The sequence below is a fragment of the Thauera sp. K11 genome (assembly GCF_002354895.1).
In the GTDB taxonomy this organism is placed as follows: Bacteria; Pseudomonadota; Gammaproteobacteria; order Burkholderiales; family Rhodocyclaceae; genus Thauera; species Thauera sinica.
The window spans coordinates 888,311-903,280 of the sequence record NZ_CP023439.1; the positions used below are offsets into that span (position 1 = coordinate 888,311).

Sequence of the window (14,970 nt, forward strand, 5' to 3'; positions counted from 1 at the left end):
TCGCGTGAATGAACCGCGCGATTATAGCCCAGCCGAAGACGACGACCCTTTCGAGCCGTCGTCCGTCCTGCTGACCGTTCCGGCCGATTGCGCCGGCCTTCGCGTGGACCAGGCGCTGGCGCGGCTCTTCCCCGAGCACTCGCGCAGCCGGCTGCAGTCCTGGCTGAAGGAGGGGCGCGTGCGCGTGGATGGCGCCGCGCCCGAAGCCAAGCGCAAGGTCTGGGGGGGCGAGTGCCTGGAAGTGGAGGCCGCCCCGCCGCCCGAGGCGAGCGCCGAACTGCCGGAGGACATCCCGCTCCAGGTGGTGTTCGAGGACGATACGCTGCTCGTGATCGACAAACCCGCCGGGCTGGTGGTGCATCCGGGCAGCGGCAACTGGACGGGCACGCTGCTCAACGCGCTGCTGCACCATGCGCCGGCACTGGCCGGCGTGCCGCGCGCCGGCATCGTGCATCGGCTGGACAAGGAGACCAGCGGCCTGCTGGTGGTGGCGAAGACGCTGGAGGCGCAGACCGACCTCGTGCGCCAGTTGCAGGCGCGCACCGTCAAGCGCCATTACCACGCGCTGGTGCAGGGTCTGGTCGGGCAGGCCGGCGTGGTGAGCGCGCCGATCGGCCGCCATCCGCAGCATCGCACGCGCATGGCGGTGGTGCCGGGCGGCCGCCCGGCGGTGACCCGCTATGCGGTATGCGAGCGCCTGGACCGCTGCACGCTCGTCGAATGCCAGCTCGAGACCGGGCGCACGCATCAGATCCGCGTGCACATGGCCCATCTCGGCCATCCTCTCGTCGGCGACCCGGTGTATGGCATGCGCCGCTGCGGCGATGCCCGTCTCGATGCCTTTCCGCGCCAGGCGCTGCACGCTTTCCGCCTCGGCCTGATCCATCCCGCCGCCGGCACGGCGATGGAATGGATGGTGCCGATGGCGGCGGACTTCGCGGCGCTGCTGCATGCGCTTGGGAGTTCGTCGTGGTGAATCCCTTGCCGCTGATCCGCCCCGACTGGCCGGCGCCGGCCAAGGTCCATGCCTGCGTGACGACCCGCGCCGGAGGCATGAGTCCGCCACCCTACGACAGCCTGAATCTGGGAGCGCACGTCGGCGACGGCGAGGCGGAGGTCGCCGGAAACCGGGCCAGGCTGCGGGCCGTCCTGCCGTCGGAACCCGTGTGGCTGGACCAGGTGCACGGCATCGCCGTCGCCGAGGCGGATACGGCCAGCGGCGTGCCGACGGCCGATGCGGCGGTGGCGCGGCATGCGGAGCGGGTGTGCGCGGTACTGACCGCCGACTGCCTTCCCGTCCTGTTCTGTGACGAGGCGGGTACGGTGGTCGCGGCGGCGCACGCGGGCTGGCGCGGCCTTGCGGCGGGCGTGCTGGAGGCCACGGTGGCGCGCATGGGCGTGCCGCCCGCCTCGGTGCTGGCCTGGCTCGGGCCGGCCATCGGTCCGCACGCATTCGAGGTCGGCGGCGAAGTCAGGGCCGCGTTTCTCGCGGACGACCCCGCCGCCGCGGCGGCGTTCGCGCCTGGCCGCGGTCGGGACAAATGGATGGCCGACCTGTTCGCCCTGGCGCGCCGGCGGCTGGCGCGGATCGGCGTGCTGCGCGTCCATGGCGGCGGGCTCTGCACGCATACGGATGCGGCACGCTTCTATTCCTACCGCCGCGACGGGGTCACCGGCCGCTTTGCCTCGATGGTCTGGCTGGGCCGCTGACCGCCCGCCGGCGGGGCTGCCCGCGCGGCGCTATTGCCTGTCGCCGGAATCGGCTCTATCTTTCAGGCCAGCTTCCTCGCGCTCCCGTCGGCGCTGCCGCCGCGCCGGCGAACCGAGCAGCCACAGCACCAGTGCGAGCGGGGCGGCGCCGTAAAAGACGAATGTCAGCACGCCGGCCACTACGGTGTCCTCCGCCACGGCGGCGAGCAGGGCGACGTACAGCCAGGCGATCGCGATCAGATACATGGCCCGGATTGTAGCCGCCGTGTTCCGGAGACGGTTGGCAGGTGCATAATCGTGCCAGCTCGTGGGGTCCCGATCGAAGGCCCCCGGCGAACAGCCACAGGAGACGAAATGTCCGCCTCGAACGACAACAACAAATCGACGGAAGCCTTGCAGACGATGTTCCAGGCCGGCCAGGCCATGGCACAGAATTTCTTCGACATGCTCGCGCGCAACCATGCCGCGATGCAGGATTCCACCGGCGTGGCCGCGCCGCGCGTGCCGATGCCCGAGGCCGGAGTCTTCGCCGACATGCAGAAGACCTTCGCCGAACAGCACACGGCCTTGTGGTCGTCGATGCTCGCGCGCAAGCCCGGCGAGCCGACCGAACCGGTGGCGCAGCCCGAACCGGGCGACCGGCGCTTCGCGTCGCCCGAATGGCAGGAAAGCCCGATCTTCGACTATGTCCGCCAGGCGTACCTGCTCAATTCGGGCTTTCTGAAGCAGGTCGCCGACGCACTGCCGATGGCCGACGGCCGCGCCAAGTCGCGCATCCAGTTCCTCACCCGGCAGTACATCGATGCGATGTCGCCGAGCAATTTCGCCGCCACCAACCCCGAGTTCATCAAGGCCGCCATCGAGACCAAGGGCGAGAGCATCACCCAGGGCGTGCAGAACCTGCTGGCCGACCTCGAGAAGGGCCGCATCTCGATGACCGACGATGCGGCCTTCGAAGTCGGACGCAACCTGGCGCTGACGCCGGGTGCCGTCGTGTATGAGAACGAGGTGATGCAACTGATCCAGTACGCGCCGCTGACCGACAAGGTTGCGCAGGTGCCGCTGCTGATCGTGCCGCCGTGCATCAACAAGTTCTACATCATGGATCTCCAGCCGGAGAACTCCCTCATCCGCTTCATCGTCGAGCAGGGGTTCACCGTCTTCCTGGTCTCGTGGCGGAATCCGCGCACGGACGAGGGCGGCCACCTTACCTGGGACGACTACCTGGACAAGGGGCCACTCGCCGCGCTCGACGTGGTGCGCTCCATCACCCGGGTGAAGAAGCCCAACGTGCTCGGATTCTGCGTGGGCGGCACCCTGCTGACGTCTGCGCTGGCGGTCGAGCGCGCGCGCGGTGTCGAGCCGGTTTCCAGCCTGACGCTGATGACCACGCTGCTCGATTTCGCCGACGCCGGTGAACTGGGCTGCCTCGTCGACGAGGCGAGCGTGACCGCGAGGGAAGCGGCGATCGGCAAGGGCGGGGTGCTGAAGGGGCAGGAACTGGCCAACGTCTTTTCCTTCCTGCGTGCGAACGATCTCGTCTGGCAGTACGTGGTGGGCAACTACCTGAAGGGCAAGAAGCCGGCGGCCTTCGACCTGCTGTACTGGAACGCGGATTCGACCAACCTTCCGGGCCCCTTCCTGACCTGGTATCTGCGCAACATGTATCTCGAGAACAACCTGCGGGTGCCGGGCAAGCTCAAGATGCTGGGGCAGAAGATCGACCTCTCCAAGGTGGACATGCCGGCCTACCTGATGGCGGCGCGGGAAGACCACATCGTCCCGTGGGGCAGCGCCTACCTGGCCTGCAATCTCCTGGGCGGCGAGGCGACCTTCGTGCTGGGCGCCAGCGGCCATATCGCCGGAGCCATCAACCCGGCATCGAAGAATCGCCGCAGCTACTGGGTTTCCGACGCGAGGCCGACCGATCCGGACGAATGGCTGGAGGCGGCGGTCGAGCAGAAGGGCAGTTGGTGGCTGCACTGGATCGAATGGCTTCGCAAGTTCGGCGGCAAGGCCGTCGCGGCGCGCGGCCGGCTCGGCAGCACGAAGTACGAGCCGATCGAGCCGGCACCGGGCCGCTACGTCAAGGAACGGGCCTGAGCGTTCCAGCCCCCAGGCGCTCGGGTCTTCGGTCATCGACGGCGGCAGCGAAAATGGCGGGCGCTGCCGCAGGCATCATTCCCGCCGTGAGAACCCATTAGGGGAGAGGAGCAGAAAATGTCCAGAGTTGCACTGGTAACCGGTGGTATGGGTGGTCTGGGAGAGGCAATCTGCATCAAGCTTGCCGCGCTTGGCTACAAGGTCGTCACCACGTATTCGCCGAGCAACACCAAGGCGGCGGAATGGCTGCAGACCATGAACAACATGGGCTACGGTTTCAAAGCCTATGCCTGCGACGTGGCCGACTTCGATTCGTGCAAGGCGTGCGTCGAGCAGGTGGCCAAGGACGTCGGCCCGGTCGACGTGCTGGTGAACAACGCCGGCATCACGCGCGACATGACCTTCAAGCGCATGACCAAGGCCGACTGGGACATCGTGATCGGCACCAACCTCGACTCCACGTTCAACATGTGCAAGCAGGTCGTCGACGGCATGATCGAGCGCAAGTGGGGCCGCGTGATCAACGTGTCCTCGGTCAACGGCCAGAAGGGCGCTTTCGGACAGACGAACTACTCCGCGGCGAAGGCGGGCATGCACGGCTTCACCAAGGCCCTGGCGCTGGAAGTCGCGCGCAACGGCGTGACGGTCAACACGATCTCCCCGGGCTACATCGGTACCAAGATGGTCATGGCGATCCCGCAGGAGATCCTCGACTCCAAGATCCTGCCGCAGATCCCCGTCGCGCGCCTGGGCAAGCCGGAGGAGATCGCCGGCCTCGTCGCCTACCTGTCGTCGGAAGAGGCGGCCTTCGTGACCGGCGCCAACATCTCGATCAACGGCGGCCAGCACATGTTCTGATCCGCAGGCGGCCCGGACGCGGACGGCGCGCTCCCGCACTGCGGGGCGCGCCGTTTTTGCAGGAGTCGCCGCCTTTTGTTTTGCGACGCAACATCATCGGCCTGGAACGTTTATAATGCCGCGGCGGCGAAGCTGACGCGCTGCCGCAAAAAGGTCGGAAATGGCCCCTTGGGTATGGGTGTTTCGGGGCGTTTTTTCGGCGCTAACAACCGTTCCAGAAGGATCAGACAATGTCGCAGAAGATTGCTCTCGTCACCGGCGCCATGGGTGGCCTCGGCACGGCAATTTGCCAGTCGCTGGCAAAGGACGGCTTCACGGTGGTTGCCAACTGCCTGCCGGGTTTCGAGCAGAAGGAAGGCTGGCTGGCTGCCCAGCGCGACCTCGGGTTCAATTTCGTTGCCGCCGAAGGTGACGTCTCCAACTACGAATCGTGTGCGGCGATGGTCGCCAAGATCGAAGCTGAAGTCGGTCAGATCGACGTGCTGGTGAACAATGCCGGCATCACGCGCGACAAATTCTTCCCCAAGATGGAGAAGGGGCAGTGGGATGCGGTGATCAACACCAATCTCAACAGCCTTTTCAACGTCACCCACCACGTGTCGGCGAAGATGGCCGAACGCGGCTGGGGGCGCATCATCAACATTTCGTCGGTCAATGGCGTCAAGGGCCAGGCCGGCCAGACCAACTACTCGACCGCGAAGGCGGGCGTGCTCGGCTTCACCAAGGCGCTGGCGGCGGAACTCGCCACCAAGGGCGTGACGGTGAACGCGATCGCGCCGGGCTACATCGGTACCGACATGGTCATGGCGATCCGCGAAGACATCCGCCAGGGCATCGTCGACTCGGTGCCGATGAAGCGCCTGGGCCGTCCGGACGAGATCGGCGACCTGTGCGCGTACCTCGCTTCCGACAAGGCGGCCTACATCACCGGTGCCACCATCAACATCAACGGTGGCCTGCACATGTGCTGATGTAGCAGTGCGTCATGCGCTGGATCACGGACCCCGTCGCAAGGCGGGGTTTCGTTTTCGCAGCGCGGTATAATGAAACCGAAATTCAAGAGCGGAACCGACCGCCGCCGAGGAGATGGAGAAATGGCCGAACAGCCGCGCCTGATCAAGAAATATCCCAATCGCCGCCTCTACGATACGCGGACGAGTTCCTATATCACGCTCACCGACGTCAAGGAGCTGGTGCTCAACCACGACGAATTCCAGGTCGTGGATGCGAAGACCGGCGAGGATCTGACGCGCAGCATCCTGCTGCAGATCATCCTCGAGGAAGAGGCGGGCGGAGCCCCGATGTTCACCAGCGACCTGCTGGCCCACATGATCCGTTTCTATGGCAACGCCATGCAGGGGATGATGGGCAAGTACCTCGAGAGCAACATCAAGGCGTTCACCGACATGCAGGCCAAGCTGCAGGATCAGGCGCGCGCGATCTACGGCGACAACAGCCCGATCGGGCAGGATCTGTGGGCGCAGTTCCTGAATTTCCAGGGTCCGGCGCTGCAGAGCATGATGGGTGCGTACGTCGAGCAGTCGAAGAAGATGTTCCAGCAGATGCAGGAACAGCTCGAGAGCCAGACGCGCAACATGTTCTCCGGCTTCCAGTTCCCGTCCTACGGCGCGCCGGCCGATGCGGAAGGCAAGTCCTCCGACTCGGTGACGGCAGGCGGCAAGGCCAGCGCCGAAAAATGAGGTGAGGGCACCGGCGCAGGGGAGGGAAGCTTCCCGGGCCGCCGATCACGACAGGCCCATGCAAGCATGACCATCCAGAAATCGACCGGCCTGCCGCGCGTGGGCCGCGTGTCTCCCGGCTGTCCGAAAGGGGTGCCCTGTACGTTCCCGACGGGGGCCGCCGGATGAACAGGCAGCCCCGTATAGGGATGGTCTCGCTCGGCTGCCCCAAGGCGACGGTCGACTCGGAACACGTCCTCACCCGCCTGCGGGCCGAGGGCTATTTGATCTCCGGCAGCTATGACGATGCCGATCTGGTGGTCGTCAACACCTGCGGCTTCATCGATGCCGCCGTCGAGGAGTCGCTCGATGCGATCGGCGAGGCGCTCGCCGAGAACGGCAGGGTGATCGTCACCGGCTGCCTGGGTGCGAAGGACGACGTGGTGCTCGCCGCACATCCGCAGGTGCTGGCGGTCACCGGCCCGCACGCGACCGATGAGGTGATGCATGCGGTGCACAAGCATCTGCCCAAGCCGCACGACCCCTTCACCGATCTCGTGCCGCCGCAGGGCATCCGCCTGACGCCCCAGCACTACGCCTACCTGAAGATTTCCGAAGGCTGCAACCACCGCTGCACTTTCTGCATCATCCCGTCGATGCGCGGCGATCTGGTCAGCCGGCCGGTCCACGAGGTCATGCGCGAGGCCGAGGCGCTCGCCGACGCGGGCGTGAAGGAGATCCTCGTCATCTCGCAGGACACGTCCGCCTATGGCGTGGACGTGAAGTACCGGACCGGCTTCTGGGGCGGCCGGCCGATGAAGACCCGGCTACTCGAACTGGCCCGGGCGCTGGGCGAACTCGGCATCTGGATCCGGCTGCACTATGTGTATCCCTACCCGAGCGTGGACGATCTGATCCCGCTGATGGCCGAGGGCAAGATCCTGCCCTACCTCGACGTGCCGTTCCAGCATGCGAGCCCGAAGATCCTGAAGGCGATGAAGCGGCCGGCGAATGCCGAGAACGTTCTCGAGCGCGTGCGCAAGTGGCGCAGCATCTGTCCGGACCTGACCATACGCTCGACCTTCATCACCGGCTTCCCCGGCGAGACGGAAGAGGATTTCGAGCAACTGCTGTGCTTCCTCGAGGAGGCCCAGCTCGACCGCGTGGGGGCGTTCGCCTATTCGCCGGTCGAGGGCGCGGCGGCGAACGAACTGGCGGACCCGGTGCCGGACGAGGTGCGCGAGGAGCGTCGGGCGAGGCTGATGGACTTCCAGGAGGACATCTCCACCCAGCGCCTGGAGGCGAAGATCGGGCGCGAGATGACCGTGCTGGTGGACGAGGTGGACGAAGAGGGAGCGCTCGCCCGTTCCGGCGGCGAGGCGCCGGAGATCGACGGCCTCGTCATCATCCCGGACGGGGAGGGCCTGCAGCCCGGTGATTTCGTTCAGGTGCGCATTACCGACTGCGATGTGCACGACCTCTACGCCGAACGCGTGGGCTGAAACCCCCGCCATCCCGCGGCCGCGCGCAGGCATCGGGCGGAGCCGCCCGTGACCGAGTTTCCACCGCTCGACCGGACTCCGAAGGTCCCGGGCGCGCCCGGCGTGGGGCTCGCTCTCGGCAGCGGCGCGGCACGCGGATGGGCTCATCTCGGCGTCCTCCGCGCCCTGGAGGCCGAAGGCGTGGTGCCGCAGATCATCGGTGGCTGCTCCATCGGCTCCTTCGTCGGTGCGGCCGCGGCCGTGGGCGATCTGGCCAAGCTGACGCAGTGGGCGGAGTCCCTGAAGTGGCAGGACGTCGTCTCGCTGCTCGACGTCTCGCTGCGCGGCGGGCTGATCAAGGGCGAACGCCTGATCCAGTTCTTCGAGAAGAACTTCGTCGACAGGGACTTCTCCACGCTCGACCGGCGCTTCGCCTGCGTGGCCACCGAACTGGATTCCGGCCGCGAGGTCTGGCTGCACGAGGGCAGCGTGTCGGCGGCCGTGAGGGCCTCCATCGCCTTGCCGGGGTTGTTCACCCCGGTGATGCACCAGGGGCGCCTCCTGGTCGACGGCGGGCTGGTCAATCCGGTGCCGGTGTCCCTGTGCCGCGCCATGGGGGCGGACGTGGTGATCGCGGTGGATCTGGGCTCCGATACCGCCGGCCGGGCGTTGCGGCGCACCGCGGGCAAGCCCGTTCCCGCGGAAGAGACCGAGGCCGGATGGAGCGATCGCCTGCTCGCCCGCTTCGGTTTCGCCGCGGGCAACGGTACGATCCCGATGCCGGACGCTTCGGCGAATCTGCCTTCGCTCGTGACCGTGATCAGCGCGAGCATCAACATCATGCAGGTGCGCATCGCACGCAGCCGGCTCGCCGGCGAGCCGGCCGACGTGCTGATCTCGCCGCGCGTCGGTCAATTGGGGCTGATGGATTACCACCGCGCGAGCGAGGCCATCGCCGAAGGCGAGGCCGCCGTGGCCCGGGCGCGGCCGGCCTTGCGCTACCTGCTGGACCAACTGGACGGCCGTACTGCATGACATCCCCTGGCCGTGCGCCGGGCCGGCCGTGTCCGGAGAAGATCCGATGAACGCATTCCTGCAGCGCCTCGTCGGCGCCGTCGGCCGCGCAGCCGTCGTCACCGCGCCCGCCGACATGGCGCCCCACCTCCAGGACTGGCGCGGGCGCTACCGCGGCGCCGCGCTCGCGGTCGTCAGGCCCGCCAGCACCGACGAGGTGGCCGCGGTGGTGCGCATCTGCGCCGAAGAGGGCGTACCCATCGTGCCGCAGGGCGGCAATACCGGCCTGTGCGGCGGCGCGACACCGCTGGCGGACGGACGTTCGGTGGTCGTCAGCCTGTCGCGCATGAACCGGATCAGATCGGTCGATGCCGACAACGCCGCGCTGTGCGTCGAGGCGGGCTGCACGCTGGCAGAGGTGCAGGCGGCCGCGTCAGCGGTCGGCAGATTCTTTCCGCTCTCGCTGGCGTCCGAGGGGAGCTGCCAGATCGGCGGCAACCTGTCGACTAATGCCGGCGGCGTGCAGGTGCTGCGCTACGGCAATGCGCGGGATCTGGCGCTGGGGCTGGAAGTGGTCCTGCCGGACGGGCGGGTCTGGGACGGTCTGCGCGCGCTGCGCAAGGACAACACCGGCTACGATCTCAAGCATCTGTTCATCGGCGCCGAAGGTACGCTGGGCATCATCACGGCCGCGGTGCTGAAACTGTTTCCGGCGCCCGACCAGTCGCGCATCGCCTGGGCTGCGGTGCCCGACGCGGCGGCGGCGGTGGCGCTGCTGGGCCGCCTGCGCGAGGACTGCGGCGACCGCATCACCGCCTTCGAGATCATCGGCCGCGAGGCGCTCGAACTCGTCTTGCGCCATATTCCCGGTGCGCGGCCGCCGCTGCCGGATTCCGGACCTTGGGCGGTCCTGATCGAAGCGGCAGACAGGCTGCGCGGCGGCGCGCTGGAAGACGCCTTCGACGGCGCGCTCGCGGATGCCGTGGCCGCCGGAGTGGCCCGCGACGTCGTCGTGGCCGGCACGCTGGCGCAGGCCCGGGCGCTGTGGTCGCTGCGCGACAACATCTCCGAGGCCCAGCGCATCGAGGGCATCAGCATCAAGCACGACATCTCCGTGCCGGTCAGCCGCATTCCGGCGTTTCTCGAGCAGGCCGATGCCGCGCTGAGGGCGGTATGGCCGGATGTCCGCATCGTCGCGTTCGGACACATCGGCGATGGCAACCTGCACTACAACCTGTCCAAATCCGCGGCACAGGACAATCCCGAGTTCATCGCATCCACCCCGCGGGTGAACGCGATCGTGCATGACCTGGTCGTCCGGCTGGGCGGCTCGATCTCCGCCGAGCACGGCCTGGGGCAGCTCAAGCGGGACGAGATCCGGCGCTACAAGTCGGCGGTGGAACTCGACATGATGATGGCCGTCAAGCGTGCCTTCGATCCCCGCGGACTGATGAACCCGGGAAAGGTCATCGGCTTCGACAAGGATTGATGTCGATGAAGCTGCAGGAAATGGTTTACAGAGCCCAATACCGGCCCTATAATGCGCGCTCTTTCGATGTCGGGGGTATAGCTCAGCTGGGAGAGCGCTTGCATGGCATGCAAGAGGTCAGCGGTTCGATCCCGCTTACCTCCACCAACCGAAAGCGGCAAAAGCAAGCAGTGCGGTATGCAGTCCCCATCGTCTAGAGGCCTAGGACACCGCCCTTTCACGGCGATAACCGGGGTTCGAATCCCCGTGGGGACGCCAGTCAGATGTCGCGTAGCCCATGGCTGCGCGACGAAGCCGACGATGTCGGTGCAGGTCAGTGCGGAGTGGTAGTTCAGTCGGTTAGAATACCGGCCTGTCACGCCGGGGGTCGCGGGTTCGAGTCCCGTCCACTCCGCCAGTTTTTCGCAGGAGCAGATTCCTGCAATCCGGTCGAAACCGGGCATTGCGGCAGGCTTGAACAGAAGCTATAATCGCCGGCTCGTTGTGGGGGTATAGCTCAGCTGGGAGAGCGCTTGCATGGCATGCAAGAGGTCAGCGGTTCGATCCCGCTTACCTCCACCAACCGAAAGCGGCAAAAGCAAGCAGTGCGGTATGAAGTCCCCATCGTCTAGAGGCCTAGGACACCGCCCTTTCACGGCGATAACCGGGGTTCGAATCCCCGTGGGGACGCCAGTCGGATGTCGCGCAGCCCGTGGCTGCGCGACGAAGCCGACGATGTCGGTGCAGGTCAGTGCGGAGTGGTAGTTCAGTCGGTTAGAATACCGGCCTGTCACGCCGGGGGTCGCGGGTTCGAGTCCCGTCCACTCCGCCAATCATGAAAGTCTGTCGGGAATCTCGACAGGTTGAAGAAATGGGCTTCAGAGCGCACGTAATGGAACGTGAACTCTGAAGCCCTTTCTGTTTTTCCGGGTCGTGAAGGCGATGCCCGTTCCTGGGGCTCCAACAGGCATCGGGCTGCTTCGGCAGGCGTCGATATCTGGCGCCTGATCTGTGCCACGCCCGAAGCGTCGAGGTCTTTGGCGTCGCGGCGATCGTCCGGTCCTGTCTACATTGCCTGAACAAAACGCTCCTGTTCACGTCATGTTGGGCAGGAGGGGCATTTGCGGTTGCCCGACATTCCGGACGCGCGCCCCTTCCTTTCCAGCCGAGGAGATACCGAATGGCGATGAGCTGCGTCGTGCCACCACACAGGTCGATACTCGATCCGGCCGCACCGGGAAAAGGTCTCAGGTAGCCGGATGGACGGCGCTTTCTTGCACGGCGCAACGGGGAGACCGTCGTGACTGCAATCATCGGCCGGCTTTCGGGGGAATGGCGGGATGGAGGATCTCTGCGTCTCGTGCCGCTACCTGAGCGGTTGACCGGGGTGATCGAGATCCACAGGCTGGAACTGCGCCTGGATGAAGAGCCAGGCGACGCCCTTTCCATGCTCACCGAACTCGAACGGCAAATGGCGGGGCGCTACCGGCAGCGTGCCGATCGAGTCCGGTCTGCCGCCACGCGTGCGGCGACGCGCGTGTTGCTGGCCAGGTGGCTGGATTGTGCTCCCCAGGCGATCGACATTGCGCCCGGGCCGCACAACAAGCCGGGGGTCGTGGGCATCGCAGGGCGTGCGTTCTGCGCGGCGCCTCTCTTCAACGTTTCTCATTCCGGCGGATTCTCGCTGATCGCGATCGGCAATCCGGCCCGGCTGGCCTGCCTGGGGGTCGATATCGAGCATCGCGATCCGGCACTCGACCCGTTTCCCATCGCGGAAATGGGTTGCACCGAAGCGGAAAGGAGGTGCTTGCGCGATGCCCCGAACCCGCTCGACGTGCTCTATCCGATCTGGGTCGCCAAGGAGGCGGTGCTCAAGGCCGTCGGCGTGGGCATCCCTGATCACCTCCAGTCGGTGTCGATCGAACTGCGGCCGGGATTCGAGATCGGCGTGAACAGCCGCACCGACGCCTGCGCCGGCGTTCAAGCCCGAATGCTGGATGCTCCGGACGGGTACGCCGCGGCGGTCGCCTGGCGCAGCAAGGACGATGCGGAGGCTTTCTGCCGTCGTGAGGGCATTGAACGCGGATAGAAAGCGCGCGATCTGCGGACGTGCCAGCCGCGGTGTCAAGCGATCGAGCGCAATTCGATCACGGGGAAGCGGTCCGGTTCAAGCGGGAGCATATCTTCGATGTCTCCGACCGCCGGTCCAAGGAAGGATCGGGAACGTTGCCCCGGGTTGCGATGGATTCGAGGTATTAGATAGATCAGGTACGCCGCCCGGTATTCAGCCGGCGAAATGATTCCTAATCATCGGTGGAGCGAGTGGGGTCGGTACTGTCGGGGAGATCATTCGCCGGAGGCACCAGCCCGGAAAGGGTCCAGATGCGCGAGGCTTCCTCATAAGCCCGGCGATTGGCGGGGTCGGCTTGCAGCCATTGGATCAATTCGGCATTGAATGCCTCATCGGAAACGCCCGCTTCATGTTGCCGCTGAACCCAGCGCCAAGCAGCTTCCCAGCAAGGATCATCGGATTGTGAATTATTGCTCATCTACCACCGTCCAACTTCTTACGATCACAACCGAAGGTAGCATATTATCATATCGATACTCATGGCTGGATCGTATCAAGACATTATCCGGCACGCGCAGGCATAGTTCACGAATCGACCGAGGTCGCTCCAGCGTAGACGGCATGGGGCGGCAGATCAGTGCGGCGCTCCCATTTTGACACCGTTGCAGCGTGTCGAGCCTTCCTCGCTGCAGCTCATGCCGAAATTGCGGGTAGTCGTAAGCTTGAGCCGCAGGGCTCAAGGGTGGCGGGGCCTCCTGGTTCCGGCTGCGCTCATGCTCGCGCCGGCCTGGGGCGCGCGAGCATTCGGTGCGTTGTGATGTCGAGGGATCATGCCGTCGGGGGAGCCCAAGCCCGAACCGACGGCGTCAGCCGTCGTAGTCCTTGCGGCACCTGGACAGCGCACCCACGGCATCCTTGATCAGGATGTTCACCAGAGAGGCCGATACGCCGATGATCCCGGCGATCTCGCGCTGGGTCCTGCCTTGCAGCCGATACAGTTCGAACACCAGCCTCGTCCGTTCGGGCAACTGCTCGAGCGCAGCCTCGATCCACGAAAGGATGCGCCTTTCGTCGAGTCCCGCTTCCGGTACGTGTCCCCCCTCGACTTCGGGAAGCTCGCCGTCCTCGCTCTGCACGATACATGCAGACTCGGTGACACGGCGCCGGCAGTAGTCGAAGGCCATGTTGCGCACGACCTGGCAACAATAGTTGTAGGGCTTTTCCACATCGCGGACGCAGACGCCATAGGCCAGCTTGAGATAGGCGTCCTGCAGCACGTCGTCGACCAGTTCGGAATGGCCAACGATTCCGGCCGCAACGGCCCGGAGATCGGCCCGGCGGGCGATGAACATCTCGCCGAGCGAATGAGAATGATTTAGCGGATAAGGCATTTTAGTCCCTTCCCACGTTGGGGCTACAGCGCCGCCTCTCTCACTTGCAGCCACATGAAGACTCGCCATAACAGCACCATCCCTCGTGGAGGTTCGCATTCGCGCCATGCGCAAGAGCAGTGATTCATGAAATTCTTATGCAAATCCACTGCACTCCGACCCCACCTGCCGATCGGGGGCCACCCCTCGGCGCAGGACAGGCGGGAAAAATCGACGACGCATGAGTTGCGGGAAGATTTCGCCCGACAGGCGCGGCCGACGGAGGATCTGGCGTGCAGTTGCAATGGACTTGCTGCGACGCACAAAGATACCCGCGCTACATGACAGAATGATTGATGCCGGCGGTCGACCGCGAAGCTTCTCGCTCCCGCCTCATCCGAACGACGTATGACGACGCGGCACGGGAGTCCGGTGCGCACTATCCGCCGCTCCGCGCCCACCGGCGCGACATCGGCCGGACCTGGCCGGCGCAACCTGGAATCCGTTACGCAAAGTGGAAAGGGCGGCGGCGGAGCCATGTGGCTGGCGCCGGTGCCTCCCGTCAGCCGCCGCGTTCCGCTGTGCGAGGCGGTGGTCGGCGCGGCGGTGGACTAAACAGATCGCAGCCAAAAACGTCCTAGCTGGCGTGGGCAGTCTCATCGAGGTTGTTTGGCTTGATGCGGCTGCTCTCTTTTTGTGTTCAAGCCAGGGAAAAGCCGTATGAGCGCGAGCTGCTTCGACGATGACGAGGAGACCTTCGTCGTTCTGGTCAACCAGGACGGCCAGTACTCGATCTGGCCGCATTGGAAACAGCTTCCCGGCGGCTGGACGGCGGTCGAAGACGTCAAGGGCGACAAGAAGGCCGTCCTGGATTACGTCGTGAAGGCGTGGACCGACATGCGTCCGCGTCCGCTGCGGGGGGCTGCGGACGAGCAGGCCGGCGGCATCGGCGCGCTACCCGTCTCCGCCGAGGCTTGAGACACATGGCTGCATTCCCCGAACCGTCCCGCCTTCTGTCCGTGGCAGCGGGTGAAACCGCATCGCGTCGATCCGTCCGCCTCCTTGCCGTCCACGCGCAGGGCCGGCCGGATGCGGTTCTGCCGACGTCGCGCGCAGGCCGCAAATGACGGGCAGGGCGCTTCCTTCATCAAGTCTGCACGGCGGCGGGAGGTTCGGCCGGGCCGTGCAGGCGCATGCCCGCCCGCGCGGCCGGAAC

The 14,970-nt window shown here is 66.0% G+C and carries 14 protein-coding genes and 6 tRNA genes; 17 read left to right on the top strand and 3 right to left on the bottom strand.

Annotated features, from left to right (window positions below; genetic code table 11):
• Window positions 1-4: 4 nt before the first annotated feature.
• A complete protein-coding gene (gene rluD, locus CCZ27_RS04100; protein ID WP_385960953.1) occupies window positions 5-976 on the top strand; it encodes a 23S rRNA pseudouridine(1911/1915/1917) synthase RluD in 972 nt (323 codons plus the stop codon).
• Window positions 970-1,710 (top strand): peptidoglycan editing factor PgeF, encoded by a 741-nt coding sequence (gene pgeF / locus CCZ27_RS04105; RefSeq protein ID WP_385960951.1) that lies wholly within the window; start codon window positions 970-972, stop codon window positions 1,708-1,710. The genes rluD and pgeF overlap by 7 nt, the downstream gene beginning before the upstream one ends.
• Before the next feature lie 30 nt (window positions 1,711-1,740).
• On the opposite strand, the gene CCZ27_RS04110 is transcribed toward pgeF, so the two are convergent.
• Window positions 1,741-1,956, bottom strand: a complete 216-nt coding sequence (locus CCZ27_RS04110; protein WP_096445827.1) for a hypothetical protein — start codon at window positions 1,954-1,956, stop codon at window positions 1,741-1,743.
• Between the two features lie 108 nt (window positions 1,957-2,064).
• Between CCZ27_RS04110 and CCZ27_RS04115 the strand changes: the two genes are divergently transcribed.
• From CCZ27_RS04115 to CCZ27_RS04180, 14 genes are all read left to right on the top strand, one after another.
• Window positions 2,065-3,813: a PHA/PHB synthase family protein gene (locus CCZ27_RS04115; protein WP_232516559.1), complete on the top strand. Its 1,749-nt coding sequence runs from the start codon at window positions 2,065-2,067 to the stop codon at window positions 3,811-3,813.
• A 117-nt stretch (window positions 3,814-3,930) separates the two neighbouring features.
• Window positions 3,931-4,671: an acetoacetyl-CoA reductase gene (phbB, locus tag CCZ27_RS04120; RefSeq protein ID WP_096445830.1), complete on the top strand. Its 741-nt coding sequence runs from the start codon at window positions 3,931-3,933 to the stop codon at window positions 4,669-4,671.
• A gap of 230 nt (window positions 4,672-4,901) precedes the next feature.
• Window positions 4,902-5,642 (top strand): beta-ketoacyl-ACP reductase, encoded by a 741-nt coding sequence (locus CCZ27_RS04125; protein ID WP_096445833.1) that lies wholly within the window; start codon window positions 4,902-4,904, stop codon window positions 5,640-5,642.
• A gap of 123 nt (window positions 5,643-5,765) precedes the next feature.
• A complete protein-coding gene (gene phaR, locus CCZ27_RS04130) occupies window positions 5,766-6,371 on the top strand; it encodes a polyhydroxyalkanoate synthesis repressor PhaR (protein WP_096445836.1) in 606 nt (201 codons plus the stop codon).
• Between the two features lie 164 nt (window positions 6,372-6,535).
• The gene (gene rimO, locus CCZ27_RS04135; RefSeq protein WP_096445839.1) at window positions 6,536-7,852 is read left to right on the top strand and encodes a 30S ribosomal protein S12 methylthiotransferase RimO; all 1,317 of its coding nucleotides are present in this window, start codon (window positions 6,536-6,538) and stop codon (window positions 7,850-7,852) included.
• A 48-nt stretch (window positions 7,853-7,900) separates the two neighbouring features.
• Entirely contained in the window at window positions 7,901-8,866 is a 966-nt protein-coding gene (rssA, locus tag CCZ27_RS04140) for a patatin-like phospholipase RssA (RefSeq protein WP_096445842.1), read from the top strand.
• Window positions 8,867-8,912: 46 nt separating this feature from the next.
• On the top strand, window positions 8,913-10,334 hold the full coding sequence (locus tag CCZ27_RS04145) for an FAD-binding oxidoreductase (protein WP_096445844.1): 1,422 nt from the start codon (window positions 8,913-8,915) through the stop codon (window positions 10,332-10,334).
• 71 nt (window positions 10,335-10,405) lie between these two features.
• Window positions 10,406-10,481 (top strand) — tRNA-Ala (locus CCZ27_RS04150).
• Between the two features lie 35 nt (window positions 10,482-10,516).
• Window positions 10,517-10,592 (top strand) — tRNA-Glu (locus CCZ27_RS04155).
• A 62-nt stretch (window positions 10,593-10,654) separates the two neighbouring features.
• Window positions 10,655-10,731, top strand: a tRNA-Asp gene (locus CCZ27_RS04160).
• 88 nt (window positions 10,732-10,819) lie between these two features.
• A tRNA-Ala gene (locus CCZ27_RS04165) sits at window positions 10,820-10,895 on the top strand.
• A gap of 35 nt (window positions 10,896-10,930) precedes the next feature.
• A tRNA-Glu gene (locus CCZ27_RS04170) sits at window positions 10,931-11,006 on the top strand.
• 62 nt (window positions 11,007-11,068) lie between these two features.
• Window positions 11,069-11,145: transfer RNA gene (locus CCZ27_RS04175), tRNA-Asp, on the top strand.
• Window positions 11,146-11,613: 468 nt separating this feature from the next.
• Window positions 11,614-12,402, top strand: coding sequence for a 4'-phosphopantetheinyl transferase family protein (locus tag CCZ27_RS04180; RefSeq protein ID WP_157748435.1), 789 nt, complete (start codon window positions 11,614-11,616; stop codon window positions 12,400-12,402).
• A 214-nt stretch (window positions 12,403-12,616) separates the two neighbouring features.
• On the opposite strand, the gene CCZ27_RS04185 is transcribed toward CCZ27_RS04180, so the two are convergent.
• The gene (locus CCZ27_RS04185; RefSeq protein WP_096445848.1) at window positions 12,617-12,862 is read right to left on the bottom strand and encodes a FecR/PupR family sigma factor regulator; all 246 of its coding nucleotides are present in this window, start codon (window positions 12,860-12,862) and stop codon (window positions 12,617-12,619) included.
• 388 nt (window positions 12,863-13,250) lie between these two features.
• A complete protein-coding gene (locus tag CCZ27_RS04190) occupies window positions 13,251-13,775 on the bottom strand; it encodes a sigma-70 family RNA polymerase sigma factor (RefSeq protein ID WP_096445850.1) in 525 nt (174 codons plus the stop codon).
• 699 nt (window positions 13,776-14,474) lie between these two features.
• On the opposite strand from CCZ27_RS04190, the gene CCZ27_RS04195 reads away from it, so the two are divergent.
• Complete coding sequence (locus CCZ27_RS04195) at window positions 14,475-14,732, top strand: MbtH family protein (RefSeq protein ID WP_096445852.1); 258 nt, start codon at window positions 14,475-14,477, stop codon at window positions 14,730-14,732.
• Window positions 14,733-14,970 lie beyond the last annotated feature (238 nt).

Excerpts from the sequence above, each read along its gene's own strand:
- CCZ27_RS04115 (WP_232516559.1), top strand. The coding sequence starts at position 2,065 with ATGTCCGCCTCGAACGACAACAACAAATCGACGGAAGCCTTGCAGACG.
- CCZ27_RS04145 (WP_096445844.1), top strand. The coding sequence starts at position 8,913 with ATGAACGCATTCCTGCAGCGCCTCGTCGGCGCCGTCGGCCGCGCAGCC.
- CCZ27_RS04110 (WP_096445827.1), bottom strand. The coding sequence starts at position 1,956 with ATGTATCTGATCGCGATCGCCTGGCTGTACGTCGCCCTGCTCGCCGCC.
- CCZ27_RS04185 (WP_096445848.1), bottom strand. The coding sequence starts at position 12,862 with ATGAGCAATAATTCACAATCCGATGATCCTTGCTGGGAAGCTGCTTGG.
- rimO (WP_096445839.1), top strand. The coding sequence starts at position 6,536 with ATGAACAGGCAGCCCCGTATAGGGATGGTCTCGCTCGGCTGCCCCAAG.
- CCZ27_RS04190 (WP_096445850.1), bottom strand. The coding sequence starts at position 13,775 with ATGCCTTATCCGCTAAATCATTCTCATTCGCTCGGCGAGATGTTCATC.
- phbB (WP_096445830.1), top strand. The coding sequence starts at position 3,931 with ATGTCCAGAGTTGCACTGGTAACCGGTGGTATGGGTGGTCTGGGAGAG.
- CCZ27_RS04195 (WP_096445852.1), top strand. The coding sequence starts at position 14,475 with ATGAGCGCGAGCTGCTTCGACGATGACGAGGAGACCTTCGTCGTTCTG.
- phaR (WP_096445836.1), top strand. The coding sequence starts at position 5,766 with ATGGCCGAACAGCCGCGCCTGATCAAGAAATATCCCAATCGCCGCCTC.
- CCZ27_RS04125 (WP_096445833.1), top strand. The coding sequence starts at position 4,902 with ATGTCGCAGAAGATTGCTCTCGTCACCGGCGCCATGGGTGGCCTCGGC.